Annotated in this window: 16 protein-coding genes; 12 read left to right on the forward strand and 4 right to left on the reverse strand. The window is 66.4% G+C overall.

Annotation, left to right across the window (positions count from 1 at the left end; all coding sequences use genetic code 11):
• Positions 1 to 19 precede the first annotated feature (19 nt).
• From IB273_RS23700 to hutG, 7 genes are all read left to right on the forward strand, one after another.
• Positions 20 to 1432, forward strand: a complete 1413-nt coding sequence (locus tag IB273_RS23700; protein WP_192225161.1) for a purine-cytosine permease family protein — start codon at positions 20 to 22, stop codon at positions 1430 to 1432.
• 79 nt (positions 1433 to 1511) lie between these two features.
• Complete coding sequence (locus IB273_RS23705; protein WP_081515368.1) at positions 1512 to 2483, forward strand: ABC transporter substrate-binding protein; 972 nt, start codon at positions 1512 to 1514, stop codon at positions 2481 to 2483.
• A gap of 62 nt (positions 2484 to 2545) precedes the next feature.
• On the forward strand, positions 2546 to 3400 hold the full coding sequence (locus IB273_RS23710; protein WP_045215843.1) for an ABC transporter permease: 855 nt from the start codon (positions 2546 to 2548) through the stop codon (positions 3398 to 3400).
• The gene (locus IB273_RS23715) at positions 3397 to 4212 is read left to right on the forward strand and encodes a quaternary amine ABC transporter ATP-binding protein (protein ID WP_192225162.1); all 816 of its coding nucleotides are present in this window, start codon (positions 3397 to 3399) and stop codon (positions 4210 to 4212) included. Before IB273_RS23710 ends, IB273_RS23715 begins: the two co-directional genes overlap by 4 nt.
• Before the next feature lie 49 nt (positions 4213 to 4261).
• Complete coding sequence (gene hutH / locus IB273_RS23720) at positions 4262 to 5794, forward strand: histidine ammonia-lyase (protein WP_192225163.1); 1533 nt, start codon at positions 4262 to 4264, stop codon at positions 5792 to 5794.
• Positions 5791 to 6987, forward strand: coding sequence for an imidazolonepropionase (gene hutI, locus IB273_RS23725; RefSeq protein ID WP_151188571.1), 1197 nt, complete (start codon positions 5791 to 5793; stop codon positions 6985 to 6987). The genes hutH and hutI overlap by 4 nt, the downstream gene beginning before the upstream one ends.
• A gap of 210 nt (positions 6988 to 7197) precedes the next feature.
• Positions 7198 to 8001 (forward strand): N-formylglutamate deformylase, encoded by an 804-nt coding sequence (gene hutG, locus IB273_RS23730; RefSeq protein WP_192225164.1) that lies wholly within the window; start codon positions 7198 to 7200, stop codon positions 7999 to 8001.
• 115 nt (positions 8002 to 8116) lie between these two features.
• On the opposite strand, the gene IB273_RS23735 is transcribed toward hutG, so the two are convergent.
• The gene (locus IB273_RS23735) at positions 8117 to 9001 is read right to left on the reverse strand and encodes a tetratricopeptide repeat protein (RefSeq protein ID WP_192225165.1); all 885 of its coding nucleotides are present in this window, start codon (positions 8999 to 9001) and stop codon (positions 8117 to 8119) included.
• A gap of 129 nt (positions 9002 to 9130) precedes the next feature.
• The gene (locus tag IB273_RS23740; RefSeq protein WP_192225166.1) at positions 9131 to 10042 is read right to left on the reverse strand and encodes a LysR substrate-binding domain-containing protein; all 912 of its coding nucleotides are present in this window, start codon (positions 10040 to 10042) and stop codon (positions 9131 to 9133) included.
• A 129-nt stretch (positions 10043 to 10171) separates the two neighbouring features.
• Here IB273_RS23740 and IB273_RS23745 point away from each other — a divergent pair, with 129 nt between their 5' ends.
• The 3 genes from IB273_RS23745 to IB273_RS23755 are packed head-to-tail and all read left to right on the forward strand — an operon-like array spanning position 10172 to position 12743.
• The gene (locus tag IB273_RS23745) at positions 10172 to 11428 is read left to right on the forward strand and encodes a D-amino acid dehydrogenase (protein ID WP_192225167.1); all 1257 of its coding nucleotides are present in this window, start codon (positions 10172 to 10174) and stop codon (positions 11426 to 11428) included.
• Between the two features lie 25 nt (positions 11429 to 11453).
• The gene (locus IB273_RS23750; RefSeq protein WP_081515376.1) at positions 11454 to 11804 is read left to right on the forward strand and encodes a RidA family protein; all 351 of its coding nucleotides are present in this window, start codon (positions 11454 to 11456) and stop codon (positions 11802 to 11804) included.
• Between the two features lie 39 nt (positions 11805 to 11843).
• Complete coding sequence (locus IB273_RS23755; protein ID WP_192225168.1) at positions 11844 to 12743, forward strand: transporter substrate-binding domain-containing protein; 900 nt, start codon at positions 11844 to 11846, stop codon at positions 12741 to 12743.
• Positions 12744 to 12748: 5 nt separating this feature from the next.
• On the opposite strand, the gene IB273_RS23760 is transcribed toward IB273_RS23755, so the two are convergent.
• Both IB273_RS23760 and IB273_RS23765 read right to left on the reverse strand, forming a co-directional pair.
• Entirely contained in the window at positions 12749 to 13225 is a 477-nt protein-coding gene (locus IB273_RS23760) for an NUDIX domain-containing protein (protein WP_081515378.1), read from the reverse strand.
• Positions 13222 to 13650, reverse strand: coding sequence for a hypothetical protein (locus IB273_RS23765; protein ID WP_192225169.1), 429 nt, complete (start codon positions 13648 to 13650; stop codon positions 13222 to 13224). Before IB273_RS23765 ends, IB273_RS23760 begins: the two co-directional genes overlap by 4 nt.
• 178 nt (positions 13651 to 13828) lie before the next feature.
• On the opposite strand from IB273_RS23765, the gene pip reads away from it, so the two are divergent.
• Both pip and dtd read left to right on the forward strand, forming a co-directional pair.
• A complete protein-coding gene (pip, locus tag IB273_RS23770) occupies positions 13829 to 14800 on the forward strand; it encodes a prolyl aminopeptidase (RefSeq protein ID WP_081515380.1) in 972 nt (323 codons plus the stop codon).
• Positions 14797 to 15234, forward strand: a complete 438-nt coding sequence (dtd, locus tag IB273_RS23775; RefSeq protein ID WP_081515381.1) for a D-aminoacyl-tRNA deacylase — start codon at positions 14797 to 14799, stop codon at positions 15232 to 15234. The genes pip and dtd overlap by 4 nt, the downstream gene beginning before the upstream one ends.
• The last annotated feature ends 34 nt before the right edge of the window (positions 15235 to 15268 follow it).

Genomic DNA, 15268 nt, shown 5'->3' on the forward strand with positions numbered 1-15268 from the left:
CTTCGGGAGAACAATAACGATGTCCCAGGCCAGTGATAGCTCCAAACCCTTGATCGAAGTGCGTTCGATCAACTACATCCCCGAGGCCGAGCGCCACGGCAAGCTCTACAGCCAGTTCACCCTGTGGCTGGGTGCCAACCTGCAGATCACCGCCATCGTCACCGGCGCCCTGGCCGTGGTGCTGGGCGGCGATGTGTTCTGGTCGCTGATCGGCCTGCTCATCGGCCAGCTGCTGGGCGGCGGCGTGATGGCGCTGCATGCCGCGCAAGGGCCGAAGCTCGGCCTGCCGCAGATGATCTCCAGCCGCGTGCAGTTCGGCGTCTACGGCGCGGCCATTCCGATCGTGCTGGTGTGCCTGATGTACCTGGGCTTCACCGCCACCGGCACGGTGCTGTCCGGCCAGGCGCTGGGCCAGCTGTTCGGCGTCAGCGACAGCGTCGGCATCCTGATGTTTGCCAGCGTGATCGTGCTGGTGACCGTGCTCGGCTACCGGGTGATCCACGTGATCGGTCGCATCGCCAGCGTCATCGGGGTGATCGCCTTCATCTACCTGTTCAGCCGCCTGGTGAACCAGACCGACGTCAGCGCGCTGCTGCAGATTCGTCATTTCAGCTGGAGCAGCTTCCTGCTCGCGGTGTCCCTGGCGGCGTCCTGGCAGATCGCCTTCGGCCCCTATGTCGCCGACTACTCGCGCTACCTGCCGAGCAAGACTTCCTCGGTGAAGACCTTCCTCGCCGTGGGCGCAGGTTCGGTGATCGGCGCGCAGGTGGCGATGATCTTCGGCGTGTTCGCCGCGGCCGGGGCCAACGGCCAGTTCGCCGGCCATGAAGTGGCCTACATCGTCGGCCTGAGCGGCAGTGGCGCCGTCGCCGCGCTGCTGTATTTCAGCATCGCCTTCGGCAAGATCACCATCTCGACGCTGAACTCCTACGGCAGCTTCATGTGCATCGCCACGGTGATCAGCGGCTTCCGTGGCCACCTGGAAGTGAGCCGCGTGCAGCGCCTGGTATTCGTCCTGCTGATCGTCGGCGCCGCGACCCTGATCGCGCTGCTCGGCCAGCATTCGTTCCTTGGCGCCTTCAAGTCCTTCATCCTCTTCCTGCTGGCCTTCTTCACCCCGTGGAGCGCGGTCAACCTGGTCGACTACTACTGCATCACCCGCGAGCACTACGACGTGCCGGCGCTGGCTGATCCCGATGGCCGCTACGGCCGCTGGAACATCCCCGGCATCAGCGTCTACGTGATCGGCGTGCTGGTGCAGCTGCCCTTCATCTCCACCAAGTTCTACACCGGCCCGCTGGTGGATGCCCTGGGTGGCGTGGATATCTCCTGGATCATCGGCCTCGTGGTTCCGGCCGTTCTCTATTACCTGGTCGCCCGCCGCATCACGCGGGCAGTACCGGACCGGCTGATCCTGCCGGCCCGCACCTGAACAGACCGGCCCGGCCGCGCGGCCACAAGCACGCGCGGCCCTTGCACTGCCCAACCTCATTCACGTTTAGGAGCATCAGATGAACAACACCAAGAAGACGCTGCTGGGCCTGTTCCTGTCCGCCGGACTGCTGGGCGGCACCCTGGCGTCGGCCCAGGCCGCCGGCTGGTGCGAGAGTGGCAAGCCGGTGAAGTTCGCCGGGCTGAACTGGGAGAGCGGCATGCTGCTCACCGACCTCATGCAGATCATCCTGAAGAACGGCTACGGCTGCGAAACCGACAGCCTGCCGGGCAACTCCATCACCATGGAGCAGGCGCTGGCGAACAACGACATCCAGATATTCAGTGAGGAATGGATTGGCCGCAGCGACGCCTGGAACAAGGCCGCCGCCGCGAACAAGGTGGTCGGCGTGGGCGCGCCCATCGTCGGCGCCACCGAGGGCTGGTACGTACCGCGCTTCGTGATCGAGGGCGACAAGGCGCGCAACATCGAAGCCAAGGCGCCGAACCTGAAGGCCGTGACCGACCTTGCGCAGTACTCCGAAGTCTTCCGCGACCCGGAAGAGCCGGGCAAGGGCCGCTTCTACAACTGCCCGGCCGGCTGGACCTGCGAGCTGGAAAACTCCGAGATGCTGAAGAAGTACGGCCTCGAGGACAAGTACACCAACTTCCGCCCCGGCACCGGCCCGGCCCTGGATGCCGCCGTGCTGTCGAGCTACAAGCGCAAGGAGCCTATCCTCTTCTACTACTGGTCGCCGACGCCGCTGATGGGCCAGGCCGACCTGGTGAAGCTGGACGAGCCGGGCGTGAACAAGGACGTGAAGATCCAGGTCGGCCTGTCCAAGGCCTTCCACGATCAGGCCCCGGAACTGGTGGCGGTGCTGGAGAAGGTCAACCTGCCCATCGACCTGCTGAACCAGAACCTGGCGAAGATGGCCAAGGAGAAACTCTCCTCCGAGCAACTGGCCAAGGCCTTCCTCAAGGAGCACCCGGAAGTGTGGACCACCTGGGTCAGCGAGGACGCTGCGAAGAAGGTCCAGGCCGCGCTCTGACGCCGCCGAATCCGGGGAGGCTCTGCTTCCCCGGTGATGCCCACTCCTGACGAGTACGTGCCATGTTTCCCGAACGCTTCACTTTCTCCATCGCCGACTGGGTCAACGGTTGGGTCGATGCCCTGGTTACCAACTACGGCGACGTGTTCCGCCACATCTCCGACACCCTGCTGTGGGCCATCGTCAACCTGGAGAGCGTGCTGCGGGCCACTCCCTGGTGGCTGATGCTGGCCATCGTCGCCGGCATCGCCTGGCACGCCACCCGGCGCATCCTGCCGACCGTGGTCATCGTCGGCCTGCTGTTCCTGGTAGGCGCCGTGGGCCTGTGGGACAAGCTGATGCAGACCCTCGCGCTGATGATGGTGGCGACCATCATCTCGGTGCTGATCGGCATCCCGCTGGGCATCGTCGCCGCCCGCAGCGACCGCTTCCGCGCGGTGCTGCTGCCGATGCTGGACATCATGCAGACCATGCCCAGCTTCGTGTACCTGATCCCGGTGCTGATGCTGTTCGGCCTGGGCAAGGTGCCGGCGATCTTCGCCACCGTGATCTACGCCGCTCCGCCGCTGATCCGCCTCACCGACCTGGGGATTCGCCAGGTCGACCGCGAGGTGATGGAAGCCATCACCGCCTTCGGCGCCAACCGCCGCCAGCAACTGTTCGGCGTGCAGCTGCCGTTGGCGCTGCCGAGCATCATGGCCGGCATCAACCAGACCACCATGATGGCCCTGTCGATGGTGGTCATCGCCTCGATGATCGGCGCCCGCGGGCTGGGCGAGGACGTGCTGGTGGGCATCCAGACGCTCAACGTCGGCAAGGGGCTCGAAGCGGGTCTGGCCATCGTCATCCTCGCCGTGGTCATCGACCGCATCACCCAGGCATACGGCCGCTCGCGCCACCATGAGGCCAGCAAATGAGCAAGATCCAGGTCAAGAACGTCTACAAGATCTTCGGCGCCAAGGCCGATGCGGCGCTGGCGATGATCCGCCAGGGCAAGAGCAAGGCCGAGGTGCTCGCCGCCACCGATTGCGTGGTCGGCGTCAACGACCTCTCGCTGTCCATCGAGGCCGGGGAAATCTTCGTCATCATGGGCCTGTCCGGTTCCGGCAAGTCGACCCTGGTGCGCCACTTCAACCGCCTGATCGACCCCACCAGCGGGCAGATCCTGGTGGATGGCGAGGACGTCCTCGCCTACGACGCCGCCGCGCTGGAGAACTTCCGCCGGCGCAAGATCAGCATGGTGTTCCAGAGCTTCGGCCTGCTGCCGCACAAGAGCGTGCTCGACAACGTCGCCTACGGCCTGAAGATCCGTGGCGAGAGCAAGGCGCTGTGCCAGGAGCGCGCGCTGCACTGGATCGCCACCGTGGGCCTGAAGGGCTACGAGAAGTCCTACCCGCACCAGCTTTCCGGCGGCATGCGCCAGCGCGTCGGCCTGGCCCGCGCACTGGCCGCGGACACCGACATCATCCTCATGGACGAAGCCTTCAGCGCCCTCGACCCGCTGATCCGCGCGGATATGCAGGACCAGCTGCTGGAGCTGCAGAAGACCCTGCACAAGACCATCGTCTTCATCACCCACGACCTCGATGAAGCCGTGCGTATCGGCAACCGGATCGCCATCCTCAAGGACGGCCAGCTGATCCAGGTGGGCGCGCCCGCCGACATCCTGCACAAGCCCGCCGACGAGTACGTCGACCGCTTCGTCCAGCGCCGCGTCGCCGCGCTGTAACACCATTCGCCGGCGGGGAAGGGGGCTTCCCCGCCTACAGGAGTTCCGCATGTCGTCCTCTTCCACCATCACCTTCGGCAACGGCCCGCTGCGCTGGCAGGACCTGGTCGAGGTGGCCCGCCAGGGCGCGCACCTGCAACTGTCGACGGCCGCCTGGGCGCGCATCGACAACGCCCACGGCATCGTCGAGAGCATCGTCAGCCGGGGCGAGCGGGCCTATGGCATCAGCACCGGCCTGGGTGCGCTGTGCAACGTGGTGCTGCAGGGCGAGCAACTGGCGCAGCTGTCGCGCAACACCTTGCTCAGCCATGCATGCGGCGTGGGCGAGCCGCTCAAGGACGAACAGACCCGCGCGATCATCGCCGCCGCCATCGCCAACTACAGCCATGGCAAATCCGGCCTGCACCGTCGCGTGGTGGAAGCACTGCTGGCGCTGCTCAACCACGGCATCACCCCGCGCGTACCGGCACAGGGCTCGGTGGGCTACCTGACCCACATGGCCCATGTCGGCGTGGCGCTGCTCGGGATCGGTGAAGTGAGCTATCGCGGCGAAGTGGTTCCGGCCTTCCAGGCGCTGGCCGCCGAAGGCCTGGAGCCGGTGCAGCTGGGCGCCAAGGACGGGCTCTGCCTGGTCAACGGCACACCCTGCATGACCGGCCTGAGCTGCCTCGCCCTCGACGAGGCAAACCGCCTCGCGCAGTGGGCCGACGTGATCGGCGCCATGAGCTTCGAAGCCCTGCGCGGGCAGATCGACGCGTTCGATGCCGAGATCATCGCGCTCAAGCCGCATCCGGGCATGCAGAAGGTCGGCGCCAACCTGCGCGCGCTGCTCGAGGGCAGCGAAGTGATCGCGAGCAGCAAGGGTATCCGCACGCAGGACGCCCTGAGCATCCGCTCCATGCCGCAGATCCACGGCGCCTGCCGCGACCAGTTGGAGCATGCGGCGAAACAGATCGAGACCGAACTCAATTCCGCCACCGACAACCCGCTGGTGCTGGGTACGCCGGACGACTACCGGGTGGTGTCCCAGGCCAACCCCCACGGCGAATCCGTGGCCATGGCCGCCGACCTGCTGGCAATCGCCGTGGCCGAGCTGGGCGGGGTCTCCGAGCGACGCCTGGACCGCCTGATCAACCCGCTGGTCAGCGGCCTGCCGGCCTTCCTGGTCAGCCAGCCGGGGGTCAACTCGGGGATGATGATCGTGCAGTACGTCGCCGCCTCGCTGGCCGGCGAGAACCGCCAGCTGGCGCAGCCGGCGGTGGTGGACAACTTCGTCACCTCCGGCCTGCAGGAAGACCACCTGAGCCTGGGCACCAGCGCCGCGCTCAAGCTCGGCCGCGCCCTGGACAACAGCCGGCGCATCCTCGCCATCGAATACCTGCTGGCCGCCCAGGCCTTCGAATTCCTCAAGCCGCAGCGCTTCGGCAGCGGCACCGACTGCGCCTGGAGCCTGCTGCGCGAGCAGGTGCCGGCCTATGACAGCGATCGCTGGCTGGCGCCGGACATCGCCCGCGCCGCCGAGCTGCTGGCCAACCCGGCGGCGCTGCACAGCGTCGGCGCGAGCATCGGGAGACTGCAATGAAGCACCTCTGGCAGCACTGCCACGCAGCGACCATGAAGGACGGCCGTTACTCGATCATCGAGGACGCCGCGATCATCACCGAGGGCGAGCGCATCATCTGGATCGGCCCGCGCGCCGAACTGCCCGAACGCCCCATCCAGAGCACCGACCTGGGCGGCGCCTGGGTCACGCCCGGCTTCATCGACTGCCATACCCACCTGGTGTTCGGCGGTGACCGCAGCGGCGAGTTCGAGCAGCGCCTGAACGGTGTCAGCTATGCCGAGATCGCCGCAGCCGGCGGCGGTATCGCCAGTACCGTGCGCGCCACCCGCGAAGCCAGCGAGGACGAACTGCTGGCCAGCGCCATCAAGCGCGCCCGCCCGCTGCTGGCCGATGGCGTGACCGTGCTGGAAGTGAAATCCGGCTACGGCCTGGACCTGGACAGCGAGCAGCGCATGCTGCGGGTTGCCCGTCGCCTGGAGCAGGAGCTGCCGGTGACGGTGCGCACCACCTGCCTGTCCGCCCACGCCTTGCCGCCGGAATACGCCGGCCGCGCTGACGAGTACATCGAGCAGGTCTGCAATCACATCCTCCCGGCGCTGGCCGAAGAGGGGCTGGTGGACGCGGTAGACGCCTTCTGCGAGCACCTGGCGTTCTCCCCGGCGCAGGTCGAGCGGGTATTCCAGGCAGCACAGCGCCTGGGCCTGCCGGTGAAGCTGCACGCCGAGCAATTGTCCTCGCTGCATGGCTCCAGCCTCGCCGCGCGCTATGGCGCGCTGTCCGCCGACCACCTGGAATTCATGGACGAGAGCGACGCCATCGCCATGGCCGAGGCCGGCACCGTCGCCGTGCTGCTGCCGGGCGCCTTCTTCGTCCTGCGCGAAACCCAGCTGCCGCCGATGGATGCCCTGCGCAAGCACGGCGTGCACATCGCCATCGCCAGCGACCTCAACCCCGGCACTTCGCCCGCGCTGTCCCTGCGCCTGATGCTGAACATGGCCTGCACCGCCTTCCGCCTGACCCCGGAAGAAGCGCTGGCCGGCGTCACCCTCAACGCCGCGCGCGCACTGGGCATGGCCGGCAGCCACGGTAGCCTGGAAGCGGGCAAGGTCGCCGACTTCATCGCCTGGGATATCCAGCGCCCCGCCGAACTCGCCTACTGGCTCGGTGGCGACCTGCCCAAGCGCGTCATTCGTCACGGCGAAGAGCTTTGAATCCACAAGATCAAAAGCCCCTCTCCCTAACCCTGGCTGCGCGCCCCGCTCCGAAAGGCGAGGGGACCGATCAGTGCAGGATGAAACCAAGGTGTCAGCCGGTACGGACGGCTCCCTCTCCCTCGGGAGAGGGCTGGGGTGAGGGGGAAGCATTGGCACGGACTTTCACCACGAAAATGAACTCATCTCGCTTGGAGTGGAGATAGCCCCATGGACAACGTTCTCGAATTCAAACGCGGTCGCGTACCGCTGCTGATCAGCATGCCGCACCCCGGCATCCGCCTGACCCCAGCCGTGGAAAACGGCCTGGTAGATGAAGCCCGCGAGCTGGCCGACACCGACTGGCACATCCCGCAGCTCTATGCCTTCGCCGACGAACTGGGCGCCAGCACCCTGGCTGCCGGCTACTCGCGCTACGTCATCGACCTCAACCGCCCGGCCGACGACAAGCCGCTGTACAGCACCGCCACCACCGGCCTCTACCCGGATACCTTGTTCGACGGCCGCCCGCTGTTCAAGGACGGCCAGACGCCGTCGCCCGAAGAGCGCGCGCGCTACCTCGCCGAAGTCTGGACGCCCTACCACCGCACCCTGGCCGGGGAGCTGGCGCGCCTGAAGGCCGAATTCGGCTACGCGCTGCTGTGGGACGCCCACTCAATTGCCTCGGTGATCCCGCACCTGTTCGACGGCAAGCTGCCGGACTTCAACATCGGCACCAACAGCGGCGCGAGCTGCGACGCGGAACTGGCCGAGCGACTGGTCGCGGTGTGCGCCGATGCTCCGGCCTACCGGCACATCCTCAACGGCCGCTTCAAGGGCGGGCACATCACCCGCCAGTACGGCCAGCCGCAGGACAACGTGCACGCGGTGCAACTGGAGCTCGCGCAGTGCAACTACATGGATGAGCGCGCGCCCTTCGGCTACCGCGAAGACCTCGCCGCACCGACCGCCCAGGTGCTCCGGCGCCTGCTGGAAACCTTCATCGCCTGGGGCCGCGAGCGCTACGGCCGCTGAGTTTTACGCAGCTTCCTGCCGCGCCGGGACTGTCGGCGCGGCGCCGTCGGACCACGCATCCCGGCGGCGCTTCCCTGGTGCGGCAGGGGGCTGTCTTTTCATTCGCAACATCGCTTCAGGAACGCACACCTTCCAGCGTGCATTCGATGTGCTCGACGCACCGCTGATCGTTCGCCCAGTCGGCCAGGACCGCGCGCAACTGGGCTTCGTCGTTGGTAGCGACGGCAAGCAACTGCTCCTGCTGCCAGCTTTCCTCTTCCTCCAGCTCGTGATCGTGCTGCTCGTGCGGGTGGCCTTCCGAGCATTGGCGGCACAGCACGCGCACGTTCTTCGACCAGGATTCGTTGGCGATCTCCAGCTCATCCAGGTGTTGCTGTAGCTCGTCGAGGTCTTCCGGCGAGCCGAGGCGGAGGTCGATTTCGTAGGTGCTGTGCGGGGAGGCGGTGAACAGCTCGAGGACGTTGAACACCGGATATTCGCGGCCCTGGTTTTCGCGGTAGCCGACCGCGGCGCCGTCGTGCAGGACGATGTCGCCATGGCGGAAGCCTGAATCCGGGTAGGGGATGTTCAGCAGGCTGGCGCGCACCGGGTCAATGCGCTGTGCCCATACGACCTCGGCACTCTCGTCGGCATTCAGGCGCACCGGGGTCATGCCGAAGTCGGCCTCGATGGGCTGGTCACCCAGCTCGATGGCGATCCCGAGCCGGTTCCATACGGCCCGCGCGCAGCTCCAGTCGCGCAGCGCCGTGGCGGCGATGGCGAGGTTCCAGTTGGCTGCTTCATCTTCCGGCGTCAGGTCGACGGCCTGCTGGTTGTAACGCTGCGAAGCCGGCCAGTCGCCGCGGTATTTGTAGATCAGGCCGATGTTGTAGTGGGTTTCCGACTTCTCCGGTGCGAGCTCGATGGCCTGGAGATACAGCGCCAGGGCCGCATCGCTATCGCCCTGGTCGTCCAGGTTCATGGCTTGTTGGTGCAGTGCGTCGGCTTGCTCGCGAGACATGGCTTTCCTTGTCGATTCCGGTTCAACGGTGTCCTGAACGCCCACGGGTGAAGAAGGGCGCAGATGGGGCGCCATTTTAAACCAAGGATGTTGATCCGCCCGGTCTGCTTGCCCGCACTGCCGGGAAAACTATTCGAAGCGGTGCTGCGCCAGTTGCTTCTCGGCATGCCGCACCAGCATTTCCAGCAGCAGCGCCTGGGTGTGCGGCGGGGTTTCGTCGGCGCGGGTGAGGGCGTAGAGCGTCACCTTCACGGTGGGTGACAGGGTGCGCTGCACCGTCAGGCGTTCGTCGGCGCCCAGGGCGGTAAAGGGATCGACCAGAGCCAGTCCGGTGCCGGCTTCCACCAGCGTTCTTGCCAACGCATAGGTCTGCACCGCGATGCGCACGCGCGGTGGCGGTTCGACGTTGGCCAGATGGCTTTCCAGGCGGGCGGACAGCGGGTCGGAGGTGGACAGCCCGATCATTGGCTCGCCGGCCAGCTCGTCCAGCGTCAACGGCTGGCCGAGGCGTTCAGTCGGCCAGTGGTCGTGCGGCGCCAGGGCGACTAGCGGGCCGCTGGCAATGGGCTGCGAGCGCAGGCCGGGGTGGTCGGTCTGCTGCAGGGTGAGGGCGAGGTCGAGTTCGCGCATCAGCAGGTTCTGCACCAGTTCGCGGGAGTGCTGGGTGGCCAGTTCGCAGCTGCTCTGCGGGTAGCGGTCGGTCCATTCGCGGATCACTGGCGGCAGCAGCGATAGCGCCATCGCTGGCGTGGCGCCCACGCGCAGGCGGTTCTCCGGCTGGCCGCGCAGGCTCTGCGCAAGGCGCCGCACGCCCTGCAGGCTTTCGCTGACCTTGGCCACTTCGCGCTCCAGCTCCAGCGCCTCGGGTGTCGCCTGCAACTTTCCGCGAACACGGAGAAAGAGCGGGAAGCCCAACTGCTGCTCGGCATGCTGCAGCACCTTGGTCACCGCCGGCTGCGAGACGTGCAGCAATTGCGCGGCGCCGCTGACCGAGCCGGTCTCGCGGATGGCCTGGAACACTTCGATATGGCGCAGGCGCATGGCTTGCCTCGTAGGCGGATTCGCCAGGGTATAACCCTGGTTTATGGGTTACCCATATTTATTCATTGTTCGCCGCCTGTCACCCGCGCCTAAGGTCGAGGCCAGGTTTGGATGGGCAGTGAGACGGCAATGACACAGCGGGTTTGCATCATCGGCGCGGGCGTGGTCGGGTTGGCCACGGCCCAGGCGCTGGTCCTCGAAGGCTTCGACGTCACCGTGCTGGAGGCGCGGGATCAGGCCGGGCTGGAAACCAGCTTCGCCAACGGCGGCCAGCTGTCCTACCGCTATGTCGCGCCGCTGGCCGATGCCGGCGTGCCGCAGCAGGCGCTGGGCTGGCTGCTGCGCGGCGATTCGCCGCTGCGCCTGCGCCCGCGCCTGGACCCGGCGCAATGGCGCTGGCTGCTGGAGTTCACCGCCGCCTGCCGGCGCTCGGTGAACCAGGCCAACGCCAAACACCTTCTGCGTCTTGCGCTGTTCAGCCAGGCTACATTGGCGCAGTGGCGCGAGGATGGGCTGGACGGCTTCGACTGGCGGCGCAACGGCAAGCTGGTGGCCTTCCGCGATGAAGGCAGCTTCCTCAGTGCGAGGCAGAACCTGTCCGACCCTGCCGAACAATTCGTCCTCTCGGCGCAGCAATGCCGCGAGCTGGACCCGGCGCTGGAGCGCGCGCCCTTCGTCGGTGGCATCCATACGCCGGACGAGGAGGTTGCCGACTGCTTCCTGTTCTGCCAGCGGCTGGCGGAGCGGCTTCAGGCTTCCGGGCGCTGCCGCACCCTCTATGGCCATCCGGCATCCCGGCTGATTCTGCGCAACGGCGCGGTGGCAGGCGTGGAGGCGGGCGGGGCGGCTGGTGTGGAAAGCTTCGAGGCCGATCACGTCGTGCTCGCCGCCGGCTACCGCAGCGCAGCACTGCTGCCGCGCGGGCCGCGTCTGCCGCTCTATCCGCTGAAGGGCTACAGCCTGACCGCGCCGATCCGCGCCAATGATCACGCGCCGGACGTGAGCCTGACCGACTACGACCGCAAGGTGGTCTACGCGCGCATCGGCGAGCGCTTGCGCATTGCCGCCATGGTCGACATCGTCGGCTTCGACCCGAACCTGGAGCCCAAGCGGCTGGCGCTGATCCGCCAGCAGGCGGCGGATACCCTGCCCAACGCCTGCGATTACGGCGCCGCCATCGAATGGGCCGGCATGCGCCCGGCCACACCCACTGGCGTGCCGCTGGTGGGCGCGTGCGGGCCGCGCGGCCTGTGGCTCAACCTCGGTCACGGCGCTCTCGGTTTTACCTTGGCCTGCGGCAGCGCACAGCTGATCGCCGCGCAGATCAGTGGGAGCAAACCCGCCATCGACACCAGCGGCCTGACCCCCGAACGGCTGGCCGGCTGATTCCATCGGATTTAGGAGACCCACCATGCAACTCACACGCATCGCCACCAACGACCGCCTTTCCGGCGCTATGGTCTTCGGCTCGCTGGTGTTCCTTTCCGGGCAGGTGCCCGGTCAGGCCACCGATATCCAGGGCCAGACCGGCGAGGTGCTGGCGAAGATCGACGCACTACTGGCTGAAGCCGGCACCGGGAAGGCGAACATCCTCAGCGCGACCATTTACCTGAAGGACATCGCCGCGGACTTCGAAGCCATGAACGGCATCTGGTCCGCCTGGCTGCCCGAAGGCTGCGCGCCGACCCGCACCACGGTGCAGGCGCTGCTGGCGCGGCCGTCGGTGCTGGTGGAAATCACGGTGATCGCCGCGCGCCCCTGAACCTCAACCCGACTCACAACAACAAGAGGGACCGAACTCATGAAACGACTCGCACTGGGAATACTGGCGGCGTCCAGCCTGGTCTGCGCGCTGGCGCAGGCGAACGAAGCGCTGGATGGCACGTTGAAGAAAGTCGACGATCGAGGCGCGATAACCCTGGGTTATCGCGACGCCTCGGTGCCGTTCTCCTACCTGGGCGACAACAGCGGGCAGCCCATGGGCTACTCGGTGGACCTGGCCGGAAAGGTGGTTGAACGCATCAAGCAGAAGCTCGACAAGCCGGACCTGAAAGTGAAGTACAACCTGGTGACCTCGCAGACACGCATCCCGCTGGTGCAGAACGGCACGGTCGACCTGGAATGCGGCTCCACCGGCGTCACCGCAGAGCGCCAGAAGCAGGTCGCCTTCTCCTACGGCTTCATCTACGTGAAGGGCCAGTTGCTGACCGCCAAGGACAGCGGCATCCAGGGCTTCGATGACCTCAAGGGCAAGAACGTGGTGACCACCGCCGGCACCACCAACGAGCGCTACCTCAAGGCCTACAACGCCGAGCACAAGCTGGGCATGAACGTGGTCAGCGCCAAGGACCATGGCGAAGCCTTCCTCATGCTGCAATCCGGCCGCGCGGTAGCCTTCTACATGGATGACGCATTGCTCTACGGCGAGAAGGCCAAGGCGCGCGACCCGCATCATTGGGTAGTGGTGGGCGAGCCGCAGTCGCGGGAAATCTATGCCTGCATGGTGCGCCGCGACGATCCGCAGTTCCTCGCGCTGGTCAACCAGACGCTGGCCGACCTCTACGCCTCGGGCGAGATCAAGGGCATCTACCAGCGCTGGTTCGAGCAGCCGATCCCGCCGAAGAACCTCAACCTGGAGTTCCCCATGACCGCCGAGCTGCAGGCGATCATCGCCAAGCCCACCAGCGAACCGGTGCAGTAACGCTGCTAGCGCTGCAGGCCGAGGTGGCGAATGACCGGCTGCGCCTCGGCCAGGCGTTCCCAGACGTCGTCGAGCAATTCGGCGGGGTAGTAGGAGGGCAGGCGCGGCAGTTCCTGGCGCGGTACCCAGGCGACCTCGCGGATATCGAACTCGTCGCCACCCAGGCCGCGCAGGTTGTCCAGGCTGACCCGGCCATCCCAGGCATCCACGCGGTAGAACAGTTCCATGTGGAAGCGCCCGGCCACCGGCTCGGCGAACTCGCGCACATAGACCAGTGGGCCGACCTCCACCACCAGCCCGGTTTCCTCCCGGCACTCGCGGCGCACCGTGTCGCGGGTGGACTCGTCCTTGTCCGACTCGAAGCCGCCGCCCGGCGGAATCCAGTAAACGTCCCCGGCTACCTCGTGTCGCACCAGCAGGATCTCGTCGTTGCGCAGCAGCAGGCCGGCGGCGCGGATGCGATGTTGCAGGGGGAGAGTCATTGCCAGTCGAGCCTCGCCAGTTTCCATTCAGAACCTTCGCGCCACCACTCCAGCTTCACGGCGTAATGCCCGGCGCTGTCGGGGATGAGGTTCTCGGCGCCGGTAAGGGCGACCTGCGCGTCGGTATGGCCGCGATTGGTATAGGTCGGGTCGATCCGGCTCTCGCTGCTGATCAGGATCACCTTGACCTGCTGGTGGCGCAGGAACATCAGCGTCATGGTGCGCCTGGCCCAGTCGCGGTCGAACTCGCCATTGGCGCGGAAATCGCCGGCCAGCTGATCGATCACGGCCCCGCTATTCTTGGCTTCGAGGTTGTCCTGCAATTGCTTGACGGCAGCGTCCAGTTGCGCGCGCGGGTCGTCCCGGCCGCAACCGGTCAAGGCAAGCAGCAGGATGAATAGAGAAAGAAACAACTTCCGTGGCATGGCTCACTAACTCCCTTATGGGTTTTTCGCTGGCCCGAGTATCATGCCCGACACCGTGGGGGCCGAAGACTTTCGATGGAAGTCGCGCCGCGGCAACGCGACTTTCTATTAGGTGGCGACAGGCCCTAGGATGGTTACTGGTCCGGAGCGACCGTACGTACTGATCCAGGAGCGAGCCATGCAAACTTTGTATCCGGAAATCAAGCCTCACGCGCGCCATGAACTGGCCGTCGAAGAGCCGCACGTCCTCTATGTGGACGAGAGTGGCACGCCCGACGGACTGCCGGTTCTGTTCATCCATGGCGGCCCGGGCTCCGGTTGCGATGCCATGTCGCGGCGCTTCTTCGATCCCAATATCTACCGCATCGTCACCTTCGACCAGCGCGGCTGTGGCCGCTCCACGCCCTACGCGAGCCTGGAGAACAACACCACCTGGCACCTGGTCGAGGATATCGAGCGCATCCGCGAGCACCTGGGTATCGACAAATGGGTGCTGTTCGGCGGCTCCTGGGGCTCGACCCTCTCGCTGGCCTACGCCCAGGCTCATCCCGAGCGTGTGCTGGCGCTGATCGTACGCGGCATCTTCCTCTGCCGCCCGCAGGAAATCCGCTGGTTCTACCAGGAAGGCGCGAGCCGCCTGTTCCCCGATTACTGGGAGGACTACCTGGCGCCGATTCCCGCCGATGAGCATGACGACCTGCTGCACGCCTTCCACCGCCGCCTGACCGGCCCGGACCAGATCGCCCAGATGCACGCCGCCCGTGCCTGGTCCACCTGGGAAGGCCGTACCGCCACGCTGCGACCGAACCCGGCGGTGGTCGAGCGCTTCGCCGACCCGCACCGCTCGCTGTCCATCGCCCGGATCGAGAACCACTACTTCGTCAACGACGGCTTCCTCGAGCCCGACCAGTTGCTGCGCGACATGCACAAGATCGCCCACCTGCCGGGCGTGATCGTCCACGGCCGCTATGACGTGGTCTGCCCGCTGGACAACGCCTGGGCGCTGCACAAGGCCTGGCCCAACAGCGAACTGCAGATCGTCCGCGACGCCGGTCACGTGGCCGGTGAGCCGGGCATCACCGATGCGCTGGTGCGCGCCACCAACGAGATCGGCCGGCGCCTGCTGAACCTGCCGCCGGAGGCTGAATGAAGGGTCTGATCCAGCGGGTGCGTGGCGCCCGCGTCGAGGTCGACGGCGAAATCGTCGGCGCCATCGACCATGGGCTGCTGGCCCTGGTGGGGGTAGAACCCCAGGATGATGAAGAGTCAGTGAACCGTTTGTTGCACAAGCTGCTTAACTATCGAGTGTTTGGCGACGATGAAGGTAAAATGAACCTTTCATTGAGCGATGTCGGCGGCGGTCTGCTGCTGGTCTCGCAGTTCACCCTGGCCGCGGATACCCGAAAGGGGCTGCGACCGAGCTTTTCCAGCGCGGCGCCACCTGAAAAGGGCGCCGCGTTGTTCGATCTACTCGTGGAACAGGCGCGAGAGCGTCATCCGCTGGTCGCCACTGGCCGTTTTGGCGCCAACATGCAGGTCCACCTGGTCAATGACGGCCCGGTGACCTTTCTACTGGAGGCTTGAACGCGCGGCAGCTTGTCATATCGCCGTGGGATGA

Source organism: Pseudomonas sp. PDM19 (assembly GCF_014852215.1).
In the GTDB taxonomy this organism is placed as follows: Bacteria; Pseudomonadota; Gammaproteobacteria; order Pseudomonadales; family Pseudomonadaceae; genus Pseudomonas.

Excerpts from the sequence above, each read along its gene's own strand:
- hutG (WP_192225164.1), top strand. The coding sequence starts at position 7,198 with ATGGACAACGTTCTCGAATTCAAACGCGGTCGCGTACCGCTGCTGATC.
- IB273_RS23765 (WP_192225169.1), bottom strand. The coding sequence starts at position 13,650 with ATGCCACGGAAGTTGTTTCTTTCTCTATTCATCCTGCTGCTTGCCTTG.
- hutI (WP_151188571.1), top strand. The coding sequence starts at position 5,791 with ATGAAGCACCTCTGGCAGCACTGCCACGCAGCGACCATGAAGGACGGC.
- IB273_RS23715 (WP_192225162.1), top strand. The coding sequence starts at position 3,397 with ATGAGCAAGATCCAGGTCAAGAACGTCTACAAGATCTTCGGCGCCAAG.
- IB273_RS23735 (WP_192225165.1), bottom strand. The coding sequence starts at position 9,001 with ATGTCTCGCGAGCAAGCCGACGCACTGCACCAACAAGCCATGAACCTG.
- hutH (WP_192225163.1), top strand. The coding sequence starts at position 4,262 with ATGTCGTCCTCTTCCACCATCACCTTCGGCAACGGCCCGCTGCGCTGG.
- IB273_RS23740 (WP_192225166.1), bottom strand. The coding sequence starts at position 10,042 with ATGCGCCTGCGCCATATCGAAGTGTTCCAGGCCATCCGCGAGACCGGC.
- IB273_RS23760 (WP_081515378.1), bottom strand. The coding sequence starts at position 13,225 with ATGACTCTCCCCCTGCAACATCGCATCCGCGCCGCCGGCCTGCTGCTG.
- IB273_RS23755 (WP_192225168.1), top strand. The coding sequence starts at position 11,844 with ATGAAACGACTCGCACTGGGAATACTGGCGGCGTCCAGCCTGGTCTGC.
- IB273_RS23710 (WP_045215843.1), top strand. The coding sequence starts at position 2,546 with ATGTTTCCCGAACGCTTCACTTTCTCCATCGCCGACTGGGTCAACGGT.
- IB273_RS23705 (WP_081515368.1), top strand. The coding sequence starts at position 1,512 with ATGAACAACACCAAGAAGACGCTGCTGGGCCTGTTCCTGTCCGCCGGA.
- IB273_RS23745 (WP_192225167.1), top strand. The coding sequence starts at position 10,172 with ATGACACAGCGGGTTTGCATCATCGGCGCGGGCGTGGTCGGGTTGGCC.
- dtd (WP_081515381.1), top strand. The coding sequence starts at position 14,797 with ATGAAGGGTCTGATCCAGCGGGTGCGTGGCGCCCGCGTCGAGGTCGAC.
- pip (WP_081515380.1), top strand. The coding sequence starts at position 13,829 with ATGCAAACTTTGTATCCGGAAATCAAGCCTCACGCGCGCCATGAACTG.
- IB273_RS23700 (WP_192225161.1), top strand. The coding sequence starts at position 20 with ATGTCCCAGGCCAGTGATAGCTCCAAACCCTTGATCGAAGTGCGTTCG.
- IB273_RS23750 (WP_081515376.1), top strand. The coding sequence starts at position 11,454 with ATGCAACTCACACGCATCGCCACCAACGACCGCCTTTCCGGCGCTATG.